Raw genomic sequence first — 20,556 nt, forward strand, 5'->3', positions numbered from 1 at the left:
ATATTGCTGTGGGACAATGCTAGAATTCATCGGTATTGAAGCCTTGTGACTCCAATACCGATTTTTATCGACTTAACTTTAATGGTCTAGATCTTTTGATGATGTACTGTTGTTTAATAAATCATATGCAGCACTTCAAAAACAATTGTATGCTGATAACATTCATTGAGACTCTGTTGAGATTTCATTTAAAAAGATAAGTTCTATTTTGTACAATGCTCAGGCACTATGTGTTAAATATGTAAATCAAATATCGACAGCACATCAAAACTGCTAGATCGTATGCAGATTAAGGGTTATTCAATGATTGAAGAAAAGTTGTCTGGTGGGGTTCAATCACTTGAGGTGGGCTTAGCCGTTCTCAATGCCCTTTTGGAACATAATAAGCCGATTATTTTAAAAGAGCTGTCGAGTAAACTTGATATGCATCCAGCCAAGGTACATCGTTATCTTGTCAGTTTGATTCGGATGAATTATGCAAAACAACTTGAAGATGGTCAGTATGCGCTTGGTGATCAAGCTTGGCGTTTAGGTTTAAACTGTATCCAACACACCGATGTTTTACAGCTTGTTCAGCACCTTATTTATGAACTACAAAGTAAAATTGGTTGCGGGATTCAAATCAGCAAATGGTCGCCTAAAGGCCCATTAGTTGTACAGTCGATTGAATCAAATCATCCGATTTCAATTGTGACCAAGGTCGGCTCGATCATGCCTTTAGTCAATTCAGCTGCTGGTCGGGTTTTTGCCTCCTATTTACCCGAAGCGCTAATCAAACCATTGATGCACGCCGAATGGGAAAAAGCAACGCTGAACCATAGTCAGGTCAAACCCACCAACTGGGACGAATTTCTTGTTTTAAAAGAAAATACTTTACAGCAAGGTATGGCAATTGCCCAAGGTGACTTGCTTGTTGGCATCAATGCTGTAGGTTTACCTATTTTCAATGCACATCTTGCAATGGAATTTTGTATTGTTGCATTAGACAGTGAAATGTTTTTACCAGTCAACGCGGGTAGTGAAAAACTTGAACTATTTAAACGTGAAGTTGCTGCGATGAATCAATACATACAAACACGTTAATTTTTTAGTGAAAGATCGCAAAAAGCCAAGAATTAAATTCTTGGCTTTTTTGTATTGAGTACGATTTTGTTATTTGGCTTCTAATACACCACGGCGAATTTGGTCACGTTCAATTGATTCAAACAATGCCTTAAAGTTGCCCTCACCAAAACCATCGTCGTCTTTACGTTGGATAAATTCAAAGAATACAGGTCCAAGCATATTTTCAGAGAAAATCTGTAATAACAGTTTTTTCTGACCGTCTTTGGTATTGCCATCTAACAGAATACCGCGCTTTTGCAGCTCTTCTGTCGGTTCACCATGATCAGGTAAACGATCTTTTAACATTTCATAATAAGTTTCAGGAGGTGCCGTCATAAATTTCAGCCCTAAACCTTTTAACTTATCCCATGTTGAAATTAAGTCATCGGTAATAAAAGCAATATGTTGAATGCCTTCACCGTTAAAGTCAGCCAAAAACTCGGCAATTTGCCCATTGCCTTTGTCTGAGTCTTCATTCAAAGGAATACGAATCATCCCATCAGGTGCAGTCAGCGCCTTAGAAGTTAAACCCGTATATTCACCTTTGATATCGAAATAGCGAATTTCTTGGAAGTTAAAGATTTTTTCATAGAAATTTGCCCAATAATCCATGCGCCCTTTATAGACATTATGAGTTAAATGATCAATTTCATTTAAACCAGCACCACGTGGATTTCGATTTTCGTCATCAAAGAATACAAAATCATTTTCATAAATATCACGATCAACCAAGAAAATTGGCATACCACCTATTCCTTTAATCGCTGGGATATTTAATTCCATTGGTCCTGCTTGCGAATACATTGGCTCTGCGCCAAGTTCAATTGCATTTTTAAAAGCTTTGGCTGCATCACGCGTTCTAAACCCCATTGCACATGCTGATGGGCCATGTTCTTTAAAGAAGAATGATGCATAAGATTCTGGTTGATAATTCAAGATAATATTGATATTACCCTGACGCCATAAATAAACTTTTTTTGATTTATGCTTTGCGACTTTAGCAAAACCAATTGCTTCAAAGATTTGATCTAATCCATTTTCCGTCGAAACAAACTCAATAAAAGCAAAGCCACATAGTTCTAATGGGTTATCTAAAATATCCATCTAGTTTCCCTTATTTGAATAAATTCATCCGTTTTTTAATGCCGAGAAAAGATCACAGGTATTTAGGTCAATCGACAAAATATCCTGATTTGAACTCTTCCTTTCCATAATTTAGTCCATGTAAAGCGCTAATCTTGAGCTGTATTTACACTGACGCTTAACTCTAAATTTATCCTACAAGAAAGCTTCAATTTATGCAATACATAATCAAATTATGTTATGTGTAATTTTATTTCTTATTCTAATAACCTCGAGCACACTATTTTCGCGCAAATAGCATTACATTATTATGAGACTTTTCTACTAGCTTTGATGTTTCAGATTAAAAACTTCCCAACTTAAATCGTTATTTATCGTCCTTTAAAATTTGGCTTATCTTTCATTAAAAAAGCGCGAACACCTTCTAAAAAATCTGCTGATTGCCCTGCCTGTCTTTGCAAATCCTGCTCAACTTTAACTTGGCTGGTAAAATCATTTTGCATGCTGACCCGCATCGCTTGCTTAATCAAAGCAAAACTCAGGCTGGCTTGGCTTGCCAAATGCTCAGCTAAAGCAACAACCTCTATCTGTAACTGATCATCTTCTACCACTTTATAAATCATTCCCAATCGTTCAGCTTCATCTGCACTGATTTTTTCGGCAGTCAGCATCAATGCTTTGGCCTTGGCAAAGCCGATCATACGCGGCAATAACCAAGTTGCACCACAGTCTGGAATTAAGCCAATTTTACTAAAGATTTGTGAAAAGCTTGCAGACCTTGCTGCAATCACGATATCACATAACAATACTAAGCTCGCTCCTGCACCAGCTGCAACGCCATTTACAGCACAGATGATCACTTTTGGTAGTGTATTGATGAGCGCTAATAAGGGATTAAAGTATTTTTCCAAGACCAAACCCAAGTCTATAGCACCGCTATCAAATAAATCTGGGTTTATCGCCTGACCTGCACAAAATGCTTTTCCAATCGCAGCAATCACAATAATGCGGATTTCGGTATCATCTTTCCATTGTGTTAAGACCTCTACAATTTCAAGGCACATTTGCGGTGTAAAGCTATTGAATTGTTCAGGCCGATTTAAGCTCAAATATCCAACTGCATTTTTTTCTTCGACTATAATTGTTTGATATTCCATTGTCTTTTCCTTTTAATCCATGGTTTAAATTGTAATGTCCTATTCTTTTCAGTATTTATATTTAAAAACATTTTAAAGGAAGAACTGGATTTACAATTTGCCAATTGTTTCATTCAGCCTCTATATTTTCTCAATTGTGTATGGCTTTTGTTTAAACAATTTAAAGCTTTATTTTATTGATTGATTTATCTTTTTATTCAGCTGCTTTTACAAGTAAAAAACGATGTAACTTGATGCCAATGCTTTTAATTAAATTTATGATATTTATATGAATTATCCCTACACATTTACTCGGTTTTATTCATCTCATATTCACGTTATGATGATTCTATAGACTTAGAATTGTAATAAATATTCAACTCAGCTTTTCGGTAAAATAAGGAAAATAGACATGGCTTATCAAAATATCCTCGTTCCTGTTGATGGTTCAGAAACCTCATTATCTGTTGTGAAACATGCGGTTGAATTTGCCAAAGCATTTAACAGTAAAATCACGGTTGTACAGGTGATGACTTTAGACCCTTATATTGCATCAGAATATTTGGCGCATGGTCAAAGCAATATGCTGATTGAGCGTGCTCGTGAATTTATTCAATCCAATATCAATGTGGCAAAAGATCAATTTGCCGCAGAAGGCGTGCAAGTTGAAACACGTTTACTCGAAGGTGAAAATATTGCACATACCTTAAATCAAGCTGTACAGGATTTAAAAATTGATTTGGTCATTCTCAGTTCACATGGCCGTACTGGACTGAAAAAAATTATTATGGGCAGTGTAGCGCAAAGCTTATTAACTGAATTACAAATCCCTGTTTTAGTAATTAAATAATTTTCACCGTTTGTTTTAAACATTCCTCACTATCTTTATAGTGAGGAACTAAGGTGACCATTGATATTTTTTTAGATTTATTTTGCCATCAATAACCACAACATCCTCAGCCAATAACTTTGCAGTCTGAATACACATTCCCTTCTCATCCAACTTTTTTAAGCTGATTCGGCCTTGTGAATTAACCACGCGATACCAAGGGATATCATGATCTTCAGGTAACTGTCCTAATACACGCCCAACCAACCGTGCATGTTTGGGTAAGCCTGCATATTTGGCAACTTGACCATAACTGGCAACTTTACCTTGGGGAATTTGTATGATGACATTTAAAATCATCTGAGCGAGTTCATGATTTGACATTTTTTAGATCAATCAACTAATAAAAAATAATATTCATAATCATCTTGGCAAACAGCGTTAAATTGACTTTGAAAATAGGCTTTCAACATTTTAGGCAAATGTAATTTGACTGTACATAATCTAATCTTAAATCGTACCTCAAATACAACAACAAGAGTATTCAAAGATGAAAGGAATCTTCAACAAACTGATTTTATCGACGGCATTGGCAATGGGTTCTGTGGTAACAGTAGGCTTATCAACCACAAGCTATGCTGCCCCAGCGATTGATATTCAAAGTGTGCTTCAACAAGAACGTGCATGGGCGGGCATGGAAACCAAACGTGTAAAAGTCGGTGATATTGATTGGGCCTATAGTGAAGGCGGACCAGCTGGCAAACCTACCATTATGCTTGTTCATGGACTAGCTGGAAGTCGTGATAACTGGAATCGTGTGGCACGTTACTTAACGCCTTATTATCATGTGATTATTCCTGATCTTCCAGGTCAAGGTGACAGTAAAGTCCCTAATGATTTTGATTATTCATTGCCCAATCTCACTGAAAAATTACGTCGTTTTGCTGAAGCCATTAAAGTAGACAATGGTTTAAATATCGCTGGTCACTCGATGGGTGGCTCGATTTCCTTACTTTACGCAGCACAATACCCTGTTGATACCAAATCTTTATTTTTAATTGATAGTGCAGGTGTATTTAAATCTGCCAATACTCCTTATTTAAAAGATCCGACAACTTTACGTAATATGATTGTCAGCAAACCTGGCGATTTTGATCGTTTAATGAAAATTGCCACCAGTCTACCGCCTTTTATTCCTAAAGAATTAAAAGATGCTCAAGAGAAATTGATGATCAGCCAATCAGCAAACACCACCAAATTGGTTGAACAGCTGATTGTCATGTCTAAATTATTTACCCCAGATTCTTTTGCCATTGCAGCACGTTCGATTGACCAGCCAGTATTGATTGCATGGGGAGATAAAGACCAAATTATCAATGTTGAAGCTGCAGCTGAACTCAAAGGCCTATTGAAAAATGCACAAGAGCCAATCATTCTAAAAGGAGTCGGGCATTTACCGATTTTAGAACAAGAGCAACTTCTGGTGAAACCTTACCTCGATTTCTTAGGCAAAAACGCAAAATAACAGCTCCAATAAAAAAGCCAGTATTGTTACTGGCTTTTTTATTACGACAAACGTTTAAGAATATTGAAGTTTTAGCTTCTTAATTTTATACCTTAACTATTCATTTGGCTGAATGCGCTGCATTTAGAAGTTACCAGGATTTTCCAATCGCTTCATTTCCTGCGCTTTTTCAGGATGATGTACAGAGGCCACACCATCTGCAGCTTTCTTGTCAACCAACGCTTCTGGGTTATAAATGGTGATGGTTTCATGCCCTTCATTATCTTCACCCACAATATATTTGATGCCTTTACGGTTCATTTTATTGCACATGCGCTGATACCAACCTTTGAAACCTTGGGTTTCTTCATTTGGATTGTAATAAAAGGCATTCATGACTGCAGGTAACCCCAAACCACAGACGACACCTGAAAGTAATACGCTGATAAAGGTATAACCAATTAGAATACTACTGTAGTCACGTAGCTCAGGGACGTTTGCCACAGCAAGAATCAGTGCAAGTGAAATCCCCCCACGAACCCCTCCCCAAGAAAGAATAGCCAGACTACCGTTATAGCTTTTTTTGCGGAATGATGGGAAAAATGCAAAAGCTAAGAAATTTGCGGCAAAACGAGAGAGATGCAAAGCAAAGAAAGCAAAAATACCACCAAGAATCAAACTTGTGCTTAAATCTAAAATAAAGATTTCTAGACCAATCAAGGTAAAGAGAAAAGAATTAATAATCCCTTCTACCGTATGCCAAAAATGATTGACCTCACGAATTTCACGATCCTGTAAAATTTCTTTCCATTTATTACCGACAATTAAACCGCCAATCACACAGGCAATCGGAGCAGATGCATGGGCAAATAATGCAACCAGATAAGAACCACATGCCAATAATGCAGTGGTAAGAATCAAGGACTCCATCTCATGTTTACCACGTAATAAACGCAAGATTCCCAGACCAAAAGCCCAACCAATGATGACAGCAACCACAATCTCATATAAAAAAGTTTGTAGCGTTGCCATTAAACTAAAATGCTCTCCTTCGAGGACATTTAATAAAGTCATGAAAACTGCGATACACATCGCATCATTAAATAAGGACTCACCTTCCAACTTAACAATCAGATGATGCGGCGCACGTACTGAACTGAGTACACCTTTGATCCCAATCGGGTCTGTCGCACCTAAGGCAGAACCCAGTAACAATAAAACTAAAATTGGAACGGGATTGCCAATCAAGAATTGGAAACCAAATACCAATCCTGCAAAAAATACAGCACAGAGCAGTAAGGCAATCGTTGCCAAGATACTGATCGGCTTCCAATAAACTTTTAAATCTGAAACCTTAAATTTAAGTGCTGAAGAAGTCAAAATGAAGCAAATGACACCATTGACTAAAAAATCATAAAAATCGACATGCCGTACAGCTTCTTCAATATTATGAATATTAATCGAGATAAATTGATTGCCATTGAGTAAGCTGGCACCCCATTGCAAAATAAAGACAAAAATTGCAGAAACAATGGGAACACCAATGGCTTGAGGGAAACCTAATATTCGCTTATTAAAAATTGTAGTCGCAATAGAAAGCGCAAAAATGACTGTAAAGACCTGAAGAAAGAAATAGTTACCCATCCGAAACCTGTTTTAGATTTTTAATTTAAATGCACATCAAACACTCAATCATTTTTTTATAAAATATAAAATAAGAGACCATTTAACAATCTAGATAATTGTACAAAAAAAACTGAAATATGATGATTACTGGTTATATTTTTTAACATAAAAAGCGCTTAAAAAAAATTGATTGAGAAAAAAAGAGAACATGATGTTCTCTTCTTTAACCCAACAATCTATAGCTGTCTATTTAAAGGTATCACACGCATTGATATCACCAGAGTTCATACCGATGTTAAACCATTGCATACGTTGCTGACTGGTGCCATGCGTAAAGCTGTCAGGTACCGCATAACCACGTGCTTTTTTCTGCAAGTAGTCATCACCAATTTTTTCAGCAGCATCCATCGCCTCTTCAATATCACCCTGTTCTAAAAACTGCGTGCGTTGTTGTGTACGATTGGCCCAAACCCCAGCCAAACAATCCGCTTGTAATTCTAAACGTACTGAAAGTTGATTGCCCTGAGTTTCACTGGCACGCTGGCGTGCTTGTTGAACCTGAGACGATATTCCCAATAAATTTTGTACATGATGCCCAACTTCATGCGCAATCACATAAGCTTGTGCAAAATCACCCGCTTCATCTTTAGCTGAAAGCTCAGATTGATTTTTTTCCCCAGAGATGCCCATCTGTTGGCGCATATCTTTAAAGAATTGGGTATCGATATACACTTTTTGATCTGCTGGGCAATAAAATGGCCCCATTGCAGATTGAGCTGTACCACAGCCTGATTGTATCGCACCACTAAACATTACCAGTTTAGGTGAAACGTACTGTACACCTTGTTGTTGGAAAATCGGTTTCCAAGTATCTTCGGTATCTGCCAAAACGGTTTTAACAAAAGATGCCGTTTCCTGCTGTTCAGGGGTTAAATTGGTGGGTTCGGAATTTTGACTTGCTCCAGCCGAAGTCACTTGTTTGGTCGCTTGATAGGCTTGCTGTGGGTCAACACCAAAGAATTTCCATGCAACAAAAGCGACGATTAAACCCAGGATACTAATCCCACCCGCTTTTACGCCACCACCGCCACGGCGATCTTCGACATTATCACTTTCTCTACGTCCTTTCCAACGCATAGATCGGTCCTTTTTATTTTAAATTGGCTATCGTTTAGGATGTGCTTTGCATTTAGGCTGTTGTTGATTTGCCACGAACTTTTTGAATAAGTCCAACAACCAATACCACGGCTAAACCTGCGACGATACCAATCAGTAAATTGATTAACGTTGGTGTTAATGCACCAATAACACTACCAACAGTTGGAATATGTTGAATATGATCAACGGCTTCTTCTGACCAATGATGCAAAGTTGATACCGCATGGGTGATAATCCCCCCACCGACAAGGAACATTGCGATGGTTCCGACAATCGTTAATGTTTTCATTAACTTTGGTGCAAATACCAGTAAACCACGGCCAATGCTTTGTTTAACATTTGATGCTTGTTGAGTTAAGTACAAACCTAAATCATCAATCTTTACAATCATAGCGACAAAGCCATAAACACCGACCGTCATTAAAATTGCGATGACAGATAGCACCATCACTTTGGTACCAAATGCTGCCGTCGCAACAGTGCCTAAAGAAATCACCACAATTTCAGCAGAAAGAATAAAGTCTGTGCGTATCGCACCTTTAATTTTATCTTTTTCAAATGTGGCTAAATCAGTTTCGATTTGTTGTAATTCTTCTTGTGCAGCCTCACCTGTTTTGGCTTTTTTATGCTGCAAACTATGTAGAACTTTTTCAACGCCTTCATAGCAAAGAAACAAACCACCAATCATTAACAATGGATTAATCAACCACGGTGCAACCACACTGATCAGCAAAGCCAAAGGCACTAAAATTAATTTATTGATAAAGGAGCCTTTTGCGACACCCCATACCACAGGAAGCTCACGCTCTGCTCTTACACCACTCACTTGTTGTGCGTTCAGTGCTAAATCATCACCTAAAACACCCGCAGTTTTTTTAGCCGCCATTTTACTCATGACGGCAACATCATCGAGCACTGCTGCGATATCATCTAATAATATTAATAGACTACTTGCCATTTTTTATCCAAAATTTTAGTTATCCTGTCATTTTAAAGTGAAAATTCATTTTTCTATATAAAATTTTGTAGATTTTCACATTTATTGATAAAAATTGGTTCTACACCATTTTTCGCTGACATTAAAATAAATTATCTCGTACAATAGTGCCCATTCATAAAACACGACTGTCTATACAAAGACTTTGGAAGCGATAATGACGAATCAAGATAATCGTCCTGTGATTTTGACAGGCGACCGTCCTACTGGACAACTACATTTGGGACATTTTGTAGGTTCTTTGCGCTCACGAGTAGGCTTACAAGATTCTCATCATCAACACCTCCTTCTCGCAGATGCTCAAGCTTTAACAGATAATGCGGATAACTTTGAAAAAGTTCGTCGTAATATTCTTGAAGTAGCAACAGACTATTTAGCAGTCGGCATTGACCCAACAAAAACCACAATCTGTGTTCAATCTTGCTTACCCGCGTTGAATGAACTCACCATGTTGTATTTAAACTTTGTGACGGTTTCTCGTTTAGAACGTAACCCAACCATCAAAGCTGAAATTCAATTACGTGGTTTTGAGCGTGATATTCCAGCAGGTTTTCTTTGCTACCCTGTTGCACAAGCTGCCGATATTACTGCATTTAAAGCCACTGTCGTGCCAGTTGGTGAAGACCAAATTCCAATGATCGAACAGACCAATGAAATTGTTCGTCGTTTAAACCGTCAAATTGGACAAGAGGTTTTACCTGAGTGTAAAGCGCTTTTATCCAATATGAGCCGTTTACCTGGCTTTGATGGTAAAGCCAAAATGTCGAAATCATTGGGCAATACCATCGTGTTAGATGCAACAGATAAAGACATCAAAAAAGCAGTCAATGCAATGTATACCGATCCAAACCATCTGCGTATTGAAGATCCAGGTCAGGTTGAAGGAAATATTGTCTTTACTTATTTAGATGCTTTTGATCCAAATAAAGAAGAAGTTGAAGAACTTAAAGCACATTATCGTCGTGGTGGTTTAGGCGATGGTACTGTGAAAAAACGTCTTGAAGGTGTGTTAAAAGAGTTGATTACACCAATCCGTGAACGTCGTATGGAACTTGCCAAAGATCCAGATTACATCATGGATATCTTAAAAACTGGTACGGAAAAATGCCGTATCATCACTCAAGATACTTTAGACGAAATCAAAAATGGTTTAGGCGTATTTCATTTCTAAAATGCGCTGATTGTCTAAGCAAAAAAAAGCCACTGAATTCAGTGGCTTTTTTTACAACATCTTTTATAACATCATAAATTAATTTTTATGACGCATATGTGGGAATAAGATCACATCGCGGATACTTGCTGCATTGGCAAATAACATCACCAAACGATCGATACCAATACCCTCACCTGCTGTAGGAGGTAAACCGTATTCTAATGCTTCAATAAAGTCAGCATCGAAATGCATTGCTTCATCATCGCCCGCATCTTTTTCAGCAACTTGCGCTTGGAAGCGTTCAGCTTGGTCAATTGGATCATTTAATTCCGAGAAACCATTTGCCAACTCACGACCACCGATAAAGAATTCGAAGCGGTCAGTGATATGTGGATTATCATCATTTCGGCGTGCTAACGGCGAAGTTTCCGCAGGATATTCTGTGATAAATGTCGGCTGACGTAATTGAGTTTCAACAGTTTCTTCAAATACGATGGTTTGTAGTCGACCTAAACCAAAACCTGGTTTAACTTGCTCTTTTAACTCTTCACGAATAAATGTTGCCAAGAACTCACGATCCGAAACATTTTCAGCAGAGAAATTTGGGTTATGCTCAAGAATCGCATCAAACATCGAGATTTTCTTAAATGGACCTTTGAAGCTATACACTTCTTCACCATAAGGAACATCTGTTGAACCCAAGATGTCGATTGCTAATTTTTCAAGCATACCTTCTGTCAAAGCCATGAGATCTTTGTAATCAGCATAAGCTTGATAGAATTCAATCATGGTAAATTCTGGGTTATGACGCGTTGAAACACCTTCATTACGGAAATTACGGTTAATTTCAAATACACGTTCAAAACCACCAACAACTAAACGTTTTAAGTAAAGCTCAGGTGCAATACGCAAGAATAATGGCATATCTAATGCATTATGGTGTGTTTCAAATGGACGCGCTGACGCACCACCTGGAATCACATGCATCATCGGAGTTTCAACTTCCATAAAACGTTCATTGATGAGATAGTTGCGAATACCTGACACAACTTTTGCACGAATTTCAAAAGTTTTACGTGTTTCTTCATTCACAATTAAGTCTAAATAACGTTTACGGTATTTTACTTCTGTGTCATTCAAACCATGAAACTTGTCTGGAAGTGGACGAAGCGATTTCGTCAATAATTCAAAATGTTCAATATGAACATATAAATCACCTTTGCCAGAACGACCGATATAACCTTGAACAGCAATAATATCGCCAAGATCTAGACTTTTCACAGTTTCTAGAACTTCAGGTGCAAGCTCTTTACGTGGCACATACAATTGAATACGGCCCGTCATGTCTTGAATCACGATGAATGAACCACGGTTCAACATCACACGACCCGCTACAGATACGTGAACTTGCTCACCTGCTTCAATTTGTTCTTTAGATTGATCTGCAAATTGTTCTTGTAGATCTTGCGCATAATGCTCACGCTTAAATGTGTTTGGCCATGGGCTAACACCGGTTTCCTTGGCGTGATCTTGAATTTGCTTTAACTTGGCATGACGCTGTGCAATTAAATCGTTTTCGGAAATGTGTTGTTCAGAAGTCGATTGAGCGTTATGTTGCGTCATCTCTGCCTCGATTATATTAAAAAACGGAAGTTGCATAGCATAGCAGATTTACAACATAATGCGTATGAATATAACTCTACGAACCATGTAAAAATTAAAAATCATGAATAAATACTGGCAAGGATTCGCCCAAAGTATCATTCTTTTCAATGTTTTGTGGTTTTCAACTGTGGTTGATGCCGAGCAAATCGTTGTTATGAGCAATACTCAAAAAGATCTTCCTATAAAAATTGAAAGCACCAATCTCAATAATCAAGATTATATTTGGCAATTAGAAATCGTTCCAAATCGAAACAGTCTGCAAAGCCAAGTCAAATTAATGAATCCACACCCCACTCAAAAAGCACTCAATTTAAGGGCTTTAGAACTGGCAAAAAAACTTACTCTGGATCAATTACCACAAGTCAGTAATGATTTTAAAAATAAAACCCTCAATGTTGATGAACAAAGCATCGCAAAAATAAAATATTATTATGGGAAATACATTCTGTTTATTAAATTTCCAGCCCGCGTCCAATACGCTATAAAACCCAACTTTTCACAAGTACAAAGCGCTTTAGAACCTTTTTGTGATCAAAGTAAGACACCATCTCAGAATAAAATTAAATTTGATCAACAAGGTAATATCTCGCTCTCAGCAAATTTTTTGGTAGATGCACAAGGGCAAATCCTAAATATCCGTTACACCCCTTTAATTCACGAACAAATGAAATCGATACTGCAACCTTTACTAGAAAAAATTCGCTTCCAACCGCGTAATGAAAATGGTGTGGCAAAACCATTTTCTATTGAACAACCACTGATTATTCAATGCCATTAAATAATAATGAAAGTGCTAAGTTTCTCAATGGTCTTGTTCAGCCAATGATTTGACTATGGCAAACCCTTGCTGGAAAGCACGATCCATCATGTCCTTATATTCCTCAGAGGTTTCTATTTCAGCAGATAATGTGGTTGTTGCACCCTGTTCATTTAAGAAATATTTTTCTAAAGAGCCACTCCAACTTTGAACATCTGCACTTGTTGAATCTAAAACACCATTTTTCAAAACACCCAAATGTTTAAATACCACTTTTTTAAACTGCTCCAACTCTACAATAGTGGCGACCATACCATTGCCACTGGCATCCTGAAATAAGGTTTCCCCGCCAATTTTCCAGTCAGACTGCATTTGCGAAGTTTCCGAAAACGGTTGGGTCCATTTGGAATAAGTATGGGTATCCCACAGGATATTCCATACTGTTTGTGCATTCGCTTGAATGACAATGTCATAGCTTAAAGTCATCATTTCTTTCTCTTATTTTATTGATCCAATCTATAGCTTAGTACAATAAAAACCCAGAATGATTAATTTTTGTTAATAAAAATCCATCACCAAAAAAATTTAACCCTAAACATTCAATATGTTAAACAATAAATAACAAGCATGTTGATCTGTTACACAACACTCTTAGACCAAAATCTAAGTTTTTAAAAAAGTGCAGCTAAGTAGAATATTTGAATATAAAAATAGTTAAATGGAAAATTTTAAATCCATTGATAACTTTTTCTAGCTTTGTTCAATTTCTACCTTTGCTCAATAAAGAAAGACCATATGAAAACGATAACAATGAAGAGTATTCATTCTAAAATTTTATTTTTACATGGACTAGATTCATCTAAAGAATCAACAAAATTCCATGCCATAAATGCTGAAAAAAAATATTGTATTAACGTGGATTATCGTAATCTTAACTACAAAACGGTTGAGTGTTTTTATCACGATATTATTGAAAAGATTAAACCCGATTTACTGGTAGGTCATAGTTTAGGTGGATATTGGGCATTAAAAATGTCACAGCAACATCGAATTCCTGCAATCCTTGCCAATCCAAGCTTAAATCCAGATTTCCGTGAAGACTATGCAGCGATTGATGAACATGATTTAGACCATGACATTCCACAAATTGCTTATCTGGAACTGGGTGATGAGGTTTTAGATATGTATAAAGTACTTGAGCAACTAGAGTCATATATGCAAATTGAAGCTGTTGAAGGTGGACACCATCGTTTAGTCCAACCTGAAAACCTAAATCATTTAATTGAATATATGGAACAAACCTTTATTGCTTGAAATAAAATATTCAAAGCACAGTTCGCTGCTCTCCAACTAAAAAAGCCTTGTATTTACAAGGCTTTTTCATGACGAGACAGACAAACAAATAATTTAAGTATTCAATCACAATAATGTAGCCCGAAAACTTAACTTGTTATTACTTTTAAGCAACCGCTTTTTCAACTGGCTTGGAATGCTCATCAAGCACTGACCAAATCTCTAAACCAAGATCTTGATGTAAATCAGGCAGATCAAGAAAAATACTTGCACCCAATACCGTATGTTGGCATTTATGCATCAATTGATGGACAGCTTTTAAAGTACCACCTGTAGCCAAGACATCATCTACAATAATCACTTTTTGTGCTGCGATATCCGCTGACATTTCCAAGCGATCTAAACCATATTCTAAGCTATAGCCCACACCAACTACTGGAGGTGGCAACTTCCCTGCTTTACGAACCAATAATAAGCCTTTGCCGGTACGTTGTGCCAATAAGCTGGCTAAAACGAAACCTCGTGCTTCAACTGCAACAAAACTATCCACAGCATCCAATTGCTCTACAGGAATACTCGCAATCAATGCATCGGTTAACTCCACAAGATTGTTCATAAACAATGGGGTTAAATCATAAAAACAAATACCTAGTTTTGGGAAGTTTTGGACAGTACGAATACTTGACCACAAAGCAGTAGACATGTTCATCATGGGGGGAGATTAAAAAAGATAAATAATACGTGAATTTTAATGTTTCATAGCCAAAATTGACAGCAGCTCGCTACCTGTTCAATATTAAAGTCACGCTAAGTTATTGAATTTATTAAGCCCATTTTCACAAAAAATGATGGCTATAGAATAGGCTAATTCTAGCTTAATATTTTTGTCTAAAATATTCATCTAGACCTTTGTCTAAATTCAAATATTTTTAAACTTTTATATCAGCGCTCATCCCTTGTTATGACAGGATTGTAATTAAAATTGTCTGACAAAGTTGGCATAATAAACATCGCTTTTGTCCTGAGCTGCCATTCAGCTTTGAGATTAGTTAGATAAACTCCGATATTTACTTTACTTTAGATACAGAACTGCGTAAGAATTTAGAGGAATATGTACACATTTTATTTGCATATTATTTGAGTCAAGCAGCAGAAGGAATTTACTGACAGAAAAAACAATGCATCTGTCAGATATCGGAGAATCAGATGAAGAAATATCAATGCATCGTTTGTGGTTGGATTTATGACGAAGCAGAAGGTTGGCCACAAGATGGCATCGCAGCAGGTACCAAGTGGGAAGACATTCCTGATGACTGGACATGCCCAGACTGCGGTGTTTCTAAAGCAGACTTTGAAATGGTAGAAATCTAAGATATTGCGTAAAGACCATGTTTACATGGTCTTTTTTACATTTATTTTCAACAATACAAAATTATTCAATTCACCTCTAAATTTGAAACAGGTATGGAGAAAGATATGCAACCGATCATCATCATAGGTTCTGGCATGGCGGGTTATACCCTTGCAAGAGAATTTCGTAAGTTAAACACCGAACAGGAATTGGTGATGATTTGCGCAGATGATGCGGTGAATTATGCAAAACCTACCCTATCTAATGCATTGGTTGGAAAAAAAGCGCCTGAACAAATTGGTTTAGGCGATGCTGAAAAGATGAGTAGCCAACTGAACATGCGGATTGAAAAAGAAACATGGGTTAAAAGTATTGATGCAGAGAAACATGAATTAACCCTTGAAAAAGATGGACAACCTTCAACTCAAGGCTACTCAAAACTTATTCTCGCTGTGGGCGCAAATCCGATTCGATTAGCGATTGCTGGTGACGGAAGTGATGATATTCATGTGGTTAACTCACTAATTGACTATCGTGCATTCCGTGAAACTTTAGACAATTGCAGCACGGGTGAATGTGGTAACAAGCGTGTGGTGATTTTAGGTGCAGGCTTAATTGGTTGTGAATTTGCCAATGACTTACAAAATACTGGGCATCAGGTTACGGTGATCGACTTAGCACCACAGCCGTTAGGGCGTTTACTGCCTAATCATGTTGCACAAGCGTTTAAAGACAATCTTGAACAATCAGGAATCAAATTTGCCTTGGGCACCACTGTAGAAAAAGTTTCTAAATCTGAGCGTGGTTATATCGTTTCATTGGCCAGTGGTCAGTCCTTGCTCGCGGATGTTGTGCTTTCTGCGATTGGCTTACAACCTAATATTGCCTTGGCTAAAGCTACAGAAATCAACACCAGTCGTGGTGTGATTACCAATACCTTGCTCGAAACCAGTCAAGCAGATATTTTTGCCATCGGTGACTGTGCCGAAGTGAATGGAACACTCTTGCCATTTGTCATGCCAATCATGCAACAAGCGCGTGCATTGGCCAAAACCTTGAGTGGACAAACCACCACTGTGCACTACCCTGCAATGCCAGTCGCAGTGAAAACCCCAGCTGCACCTTTGACTGTACTTCCTGCTCCAATTGATGTAGATGTTACATGGGAGAATGAAGAGTTTGAAGATGGAATGTTATCTAAAGCAACAGATGCTGAAGGTACCTTACGTGGTTTTGTATTGTTAGGTGCAACTGCTGGAAAACAGCGTTTAACATTAACAAAACTGGTTCCAGACTTGATTCCTGCATCGGTTTAAGGTTTTAATAGTAAGGATATTTTTTAATCAAAGAATATCCTTGCTTAGGAAAATAACAATGAATAGCGCACTTCAATTTCAAGTTTCACCTTATGCATCGTTCATGAATGAAACCAAAGTCGATTTAGGAAATGGTATTCAACTTCATGTTGAAACTGGTGGAAATCCACAACACCCGACCATTCTATTGATTATGGGTTTGGGTGCGCAAATGTTATTTTGGCCTGATTTTTTTTGTAAATCACTGATTGATCAAGGCTTTCATGTGATCCGCTTTGATAATCGTGATATTGGCTTATCTTCAAAAATTCGCCACCAAGGTCCACGTTTAAACTCTTATAAGCTGATGGGTCGCTTTGCTTTGGGCTTACCGAATGACGGCGCGCCTTATAACTTATTTGATATGGCGGATGATGTTGCATTATTGATTGATCGTTTAGGCATTGAAAAACCACATATTTTGGGTGCTTCAATGGGTGGTATGATTTCTCAAATTTTAGCTGCAAAATATCCTGAGAAAATTGATAAAGTCGGCTTACTCTTTACCAGTAATAATCAACCTTTGCTACCTCCACCATTTCCAAAACAACTCTTTAGTCTCATTGGTAAACCTGAATCACGTGATGAAGAAGGAATTGTGAATCATTCCTTGAAGGTTTTTCATATGATTGGTTCACCTGGTTATATCAACCAAGTTGAAGCAATTCAAACTGCACGTAAATTATATCGTCGTAGTTATCATCCAGCGGGTGTACTTCAACAGTTTTTAGCAATATTATGTACAGGTTCCTTACTTAAATTGGATAAGCAGATCAAAAAGCCAACTTTAGTGTTACATGGCTCTAAAGATCGGTTACTACCTCCAAGTCATGGTAAGGCAGTTGCTAAAGCAATTTCAGGCGCTAAATTTGAATTAATTGAGGGAATGGGGCATGATATCCCACCGCATTTTGTTCCTCAACTTAGCGGGTTATTTGCACATCATTTTAAATCATAAGCATTAGGACACTATGGCTGCATTACCATCCCTAAGACAGTTGTCATATTTAGTGACATTGTCTGAGACGCTGCACTTCACTGAAGCAGCGCGCCGTTCGTTTGTAACTCAATCTACTTTATCTGGTGGAATCATGGAGTTAGAACGTTTATTGGGTGGCGTACTCGTAGAACGTGATCGCCAAAACGTACGTTTAACTCCTCTAGGTGAGCAAGTTGTTGCCCGAGCCCGTGTTCTACTCGCCGATGCTCAGGACTTGATGCGGTTAAGTCGAGAAATGAGTGAACCGTTAACTGGTGATTTGCATTTAGGGATTATTCCAACCATCGCCCCTTTCATTTTGTCGCAGCTTTTGGAAGAAGTGCATAAACAACTTCCAAAAATTCAGTTGCATCTGCATGAAGCACAAAGTGAAAAAATTGTTGAAAAACTTGAGCATGGCAATCTAGATGTGATCATGCTGGCTTTACCATTCGACACACGTGGTTTGAAAGTTGCTGAAATTGCGAAAGAAGATTTATTCTTAGTCTGCAATAAAGCAGATCAAAATGCGATGAATGCAAGAAGCTTAGATGATTTAGATCTTTCTCATCTTATGCTCCTTGAAGAAGGTCATTGCTTACGTGATCATACCTTAAGTGTTTGCCCAATCGGTGAGCGTAAAAATGATCACCGTTTAAAAGCGAGCTCATTGCCAACTTTAGTGGAAATGGTCAGTTCAAACTTAGGCTATACACTGCTTCCTGAGATTGCAATTCATGCACATATGCTGAAAAACAATGATCAGATTGTGGTTAAACCTATTGAGAATGCACCATCACGCACTTTGGCTTTAGTTACACGTAAAAGTACACCACTACAAAGTGAATTTGATGTGTTGGTACAAATTCTTCAAAAAATCACGCCAAATTTACGTTAATTTTCCAATACTGAAAAGGAGTCATGATTGACTCCTTTTTTATTGAATATCTAAAAAGCCTATAAATCACCTCAGCATAAGCAAAATTAAAACGATCTTGTTTTTACTGGATCAAGCATGATAATATTTGACCAGTACAAAAATAATCGCTTATTTTTGTATGTATTGTTACGATAAAAATCGCGAAAAATCGACCTATCCTCAGCTTGTTTTTTAAAAGCATGCATCCATCTCGTCGACACATATCCAATTCTTCGCATTGGTCAGCGTTCCATAGGGCTTGAATCTTCCAAGCATCGTTAACAGGTTTCCACAGTTTTCTGTGCCTGAATTTTCGATAGGACGCGTATGAACCGACCTTTATATATTATTTTTTCAACGATTGTCTTAGATGCAATTGGCATTGGCATCGTATTCCCTCTGCTTCCCTCACTACTGAAAGATCTGAGCCATCAGCATAACGTTGCCTTGTTAATGGGGGTTTTCTTAAGCCTGTATGCGCTTATGCAATTTATTTTCTCCCCGATCTTAGGTGCTTTGAGTGACCGTATCGGTCGAAGACCTGTTCTGCTGATTTCACTTGCCGGTTCTGCACTCAACTATTTGTTTCTTGCTTGCTCACCCTCTCTTGTCTTGCTGTTCATTGGACGGATCATTGCTGGAATAAGTTGTGCCAATATGCCTGTTGCTTCCGCCTATATCGTTGATACCACGTCAGAAGAAAATCGAGCAAAATATTTTGGTTTAATGAGCGCCATGTTTGGTATTGGATTTATTCTCGGTCCTGTACTCGGTGGATTATTGGGCGGATATTGGTTACGACTGCCTTTTTTTGTTGCGGCAATTTTAACAAGCGTTAACTTGCTTATCGCATTTTGGCTACTCCCTGAATCCCGAAACAACAATCCACTCCCAGTTCCCCCTCAAGTTTCAATTTCGCAACGTTCGAGTTTAAAAATAAATCCTTTGAAAAGTTTTGGTTTTATCCTTGCTCAAAAAGGTATATTGCCGATTTTGCTGATATTTTTTCTGTTTAGCGCCTGCGGTGAAGCTTATGGTGTCTGCTGGGCACTTTGGGGACACGATACCTTTAAATGGAATACATTTTGGGTTGGTCTTTCTTTAGGCACTTTTGGTTTATGCCAAGTACTGGTTCAGTCATTTATACCGCAACATGCCGTCCGATATTTTGGTGAAAGAAATACCGTGCTGATCGGTCTGGCATGTATATGTATGGCATTAATCATCATGGCTTTTACCCAACACGCTTGGATCATTTTTGCAATCATGCCGATCTTTGCCCTAGGAAGTATCGGCACTCCTGCACTACAAGCTATTGTTTCACAAAAAATCCCAGCTGCACAGCAAGGACAGTTTCAAGGTGTTATCGCATCAACCATTAGTCTGGCCTCGATTATTGCCCCATTGTTATTCTCTACACTTTACTTTCATTTCCAAACACAATGGAGTGGCGCTATATGGTTGGTTGTTGCGATGATTTATTTAATTGCATTACCCGCAATTTTATCGAGTTTAAAACCACAACAGCTTAAATCATCCTAGTATTTAAGAACTTCAATGCTTTATTAGAAGCGTTGGTTGATGATTTAAAAAACTTAAATCTAAAATAACCAAGTCATTCAATTTCATTAAAATCCGATTGATTGA

20 protein-coding genes are annotated in these 20,556 nt (G+C 37.8%); 11 read left to right on the forward strand and 9 right to left on the reverse strand.

Annotation, left to right across the window (positions count from 1 at the left end):
• The first annotated feature begins 303 nt into the window (after window positions 1-303).
• Window positions 304-1,083 carry an IclR family transcriptional regulator gene (locus M2R48_RS15185; RefSeq protein WP_004823239.1) on the forward strand — a complete coding sequence of 260 codons (780 nt, stop codon included), beginning with the start codon at window positions 304-306 and terminating at the stop codon, window positions 1,081-1,083.
• Window positions 1,084-1,152: 69 nt separating this feature from the next.
• On the opposite strand, the gene hppD is transcribed toward M2R48_RS15185, so the two are convergent.
• Window positions 1,153-2,208: a 4-hydroxyphenylpyruvate dioxygenase gene (hppD, locus tag M2R48_RS15190; RefSeq protein WP_004717360.1), complete on the reverse strand. Its 1,056-nt coding sequence runs from the start codon at window positions 2,206-2,208 to the stop codon at window positions 1,153-1,155.
• Between the two features lie 350 nt (window positions 2,209-2,558).
• Window positions 2,559-3,344, reverse strand: coding sequence for an enoyl-CoA hydratase-related protein (locus M2R48_RS15195; protein WP_262086625.1), 786 nt, complete (start codon window positions 3,342-3,344; stop codon window positions 2,559-2,561).
• Window positions 3,345-3,735: 391 nt separating this feature from the next.
• On the opposite strand from M2R48_RS15195, the gene M2R48_RS15200 reads away from it, so the two are divergent.
• Window positions 3,736-4,173 (forward strand): universal stress protein, encoded by a 438-nt coding sequence (locus M2R48_RS15200; protein WP_004717364.1) that lies wholly within the window; start codon window positions 3,736-3,738, stop codon window positions 4,171-4,173.
• A gap of 48 nt (window positions 4,174-4,221) precedes the next feature.
• Here the strand turns inward: M2R48_RS15200 and M2R48_RS15205 are convergent, their stop codons facing one another.
• Window positions 4,222-4,536: an MGMT family protein gene (locus tag M2R48_RS15205; RefSeq protein WP_262086626.1), complete on the reverse strand. Its 315-nt coding sequence runs from the start codon at window positions 4,534-4,536 to the stop codon at window positions 4,222-4,224.
• A 166-nt stretch (window positions 4,537-4,702) separates the two neighbouring features.
• Between M2R48_RS15205 and M2R48_RS15210 the strand changes: the two genes are divergently transcribed.
• The gene (locus tag M2R48_RS15210; protein WP_262086627.1) at window positions 4,703-5,677 is read left to right on the forward strand and encodes an alpha/beta fold hydrolase; all 975 of its coding nucleotides are present in this window, start codon (window positions 4,703-4,705) and stop codon (window positions 5,675-5,677) included.
• A gap of 123 nt (window positions 5,678-5,800) precedes the next feature.
• Here the strand turns inward: M2R48_RS15210 and M2R48_RS15215 are convergent, their stop codons facing one another.
• From M2R48_RS15215 to M2R48_RS15225, 3 genes are all read right to left on the reverse strand, one after another.
• Window positions 5,801-7,300 (reverse strand): cation:proton antiporter, encoded by a 1,500-nt coding sequence (locus tag M2R48_RS15215; protein WP_151956205.1) that lies wholly within the window; start codon window positions 7,298-7,300, stop codon window positions 5,801-5,803.
• A gap of 228 nt (window positions 7,301-7,528) precedes the next feature.
• Window positions 7,529-8,419, reverse strand: coding sequence for a neutral zinc metallopeptidase (locus tag M2R48_RS15220; RefSeq protein WP_244013578.1), 891 nt, complete (start codon window positions 8,417-8,419; stop codon window positions 7,529-7,531).
• A gap of 52 nt (window positions 8,420-8,471) precedes the next feature.
• Entirely contained in the window at window positions 8,472-9,398 is a 927-nt protein-coding gene (locus M2R48_RS15225) for a DUF808 domain-containing protein (protein WP_004823247.1), read from the reverse strand.
• Window positions 9,399-9,594: 196 nt separating this feature from the next.
• On the opposite strand from M2R48_RS15225, the gene trpS reads away from it, so the two are divergent.
• Window positions 9,595-10,608: a tryptophan--tRNA ligase gene (trpS, locus tag M2R48_RS15230; RefSeq protein ID WP_004717376.1), complete on the forward strand. Its 1,014-nt coding sequence runs from the start codon at window positions 9,595-9,597 to the stop codon at window positions 10,606-10,608.
• Window positions 10,609-10,686: 78 nt separating this feature from the next.
• Here trpS and lysS read toward each other — a convergent pair whose 3' ends face one another.
• Complete coding sequence (lysS, locus tag M2R48_RS15235) at window positions 10,687-12,213, reverse strand: lysine--tRNA ligase (protein ID WP_262086628.1); 1,527 nt, start codon at window positions 12,211-12,213, stop codon at window positions 10,687-10,689.
• Window positions 12,214-12,316: 103 nt separating this feature from the next.
• Here lysS and M2R48_RS15240 point away from each other — a divergent pair, with 103 nt between their 5' ends.
• On the forward strand, window positions 12,317-13,033 hold the full coding sequence (locus M2R48_RS15240; protein ID WP_262086629.1) for a hypothetical protein: 717 nt from the start codon (window positions 12,317-12,319) through the stop codon (window positions 13,031-13,033).
• A 24-nt stretch (window positions 13,034-13,057) separates the two neighbouring features.
• On the opposite strand, the gene M2R48_RS15245 is transcribed toward M2R48_RS15240, so the two are convergent.
• Window positions 13,058-13,501 (reverse strand): SRPBCC family protein, encoded by a 444-nt coding sequence (locus M2R48_RS15245; RefSeq protein ID WP_262086630.1) that lies wholly within the window; start codon window positions 13,499-13,501, stop codon window positions 13,058-13,060.
• A gap of 321 nt (window positions 13,502-13,822) precedes the next feature.
• Between M2R48_RS15245 and M2R48_RS15250 the strand changes: the two genes are divergently transcribed.
• Window positions 13,823-14,326 (forward strand): YqiA/YcfP family alpha/beta fold hydrolase, encoded by a 504-nt coding sequence (locus tag M2R48_RS15250; RefSeq protein WP_004717385.1) that lies wholly within the window; start codon window positions 13,823-13,825, stop codon window positions 14,324-14,326.
• Window positions 14,327-14,471: 145 nt separating this feature from the next.
• On the opposite strand, the gene M2R48_RS15255 is transcribed toward M2R48_RS15250, so the two are convergent.
• Window positions 14,472-15,017: an adenine phosphoribosyltransferase gene (locus M2R48_RS15255; protein WP_262086631.1), complete on the reverse strand. Its 546-nt coding sequence runs from the start codon at window positions 15,015-15,017 to the stop codon at window positions 14,472-14,474.
• A 494-nt stretch (window positions 15,018-15,511) separates the two neighbouring features.
• Between M2R48_RS15255 and rubA the strand changes: the two genes are divergently transcribed.
• From rubA to M2R48_RS15280, 5 genes are all read left to right on the forward strand, one after another.
• The gene (rubA, locus tag M2R48_RS15260; RefSeq protein ID WP_004678010.1) at window positions 15,512-15,676 is read left to right on the forward strand and encodes a rubredoxin RubA; all 165 of its coding nucleotides are present in this window, start codon (window positions 15,512-15,514) and stop codon (window positions 15,674-15,676) included.
• Window positions 15,677-15,781: 105 nt separating this feature from the next.
• The gene (locus tag M2R48_RS15265; protein ID WP_239045174.1) at window positions 15,782-16,972 is read left to right on the forward strand and encodes an NAD(P)/FAD-dependent oxidoreductase; all 1,191 of its coding nucleotides are present in this window, start codon (window positions 15,782-15,784) and stop codon (window positions 16,970-16,972) included.
• A 58-nt stretch (window positions 16,973-17,030) separates the two neighbouring features.
• Window positions 17,031-17,969, forward strand: a complete 939-nt coding sequence (gene estB / locus M2R48_RS15270; protein WP_004823254.1) for an esterase EstB — start codon at window positions 17,031-17,033, stop codon at window positions 17,967-17,969.
• A gap of 13 nt (window positions 17,970-17,982) precedes the next feature.
• On the forward strand, window positions 17,983-18,888 hold the full coding sequence (oxyR, locus tag M2R48_RS15275; protein WP_004717396.1) for a LysR family transcriptional regulator OxyR: 906 nt from the start codon (window positions 17,983-17,985) through the stop codon (window positions 18,886-18,888).
• 348 nt (window positions 18,889-19,236) lie between these two features.
• Window positions 19,237-20,451, forward strand: a complete 1,215-nt coding sequence (locus tag M2R48_RS15280; RefSeq protein ID WP_262086632.1) for a TCR/Tet family MFS transporter — start codon at window positions 19,237-19,239, stop codon at window positions 20,449-20,451.
• Window positions 20,452-20,556: the final 105 nt, after the last annotated feature.

Source organism: Acinetobacter sp. I-MWF (assembly GCF_025433935.1).
GTDB classification, from domain to species: domain Bacteria; phylum Pseudomonadota; class Gammaproteobacteria; order Pseudomonadales; family Moraxellaceae; genus Acinetobacter; species Acinetobacter guillouiae.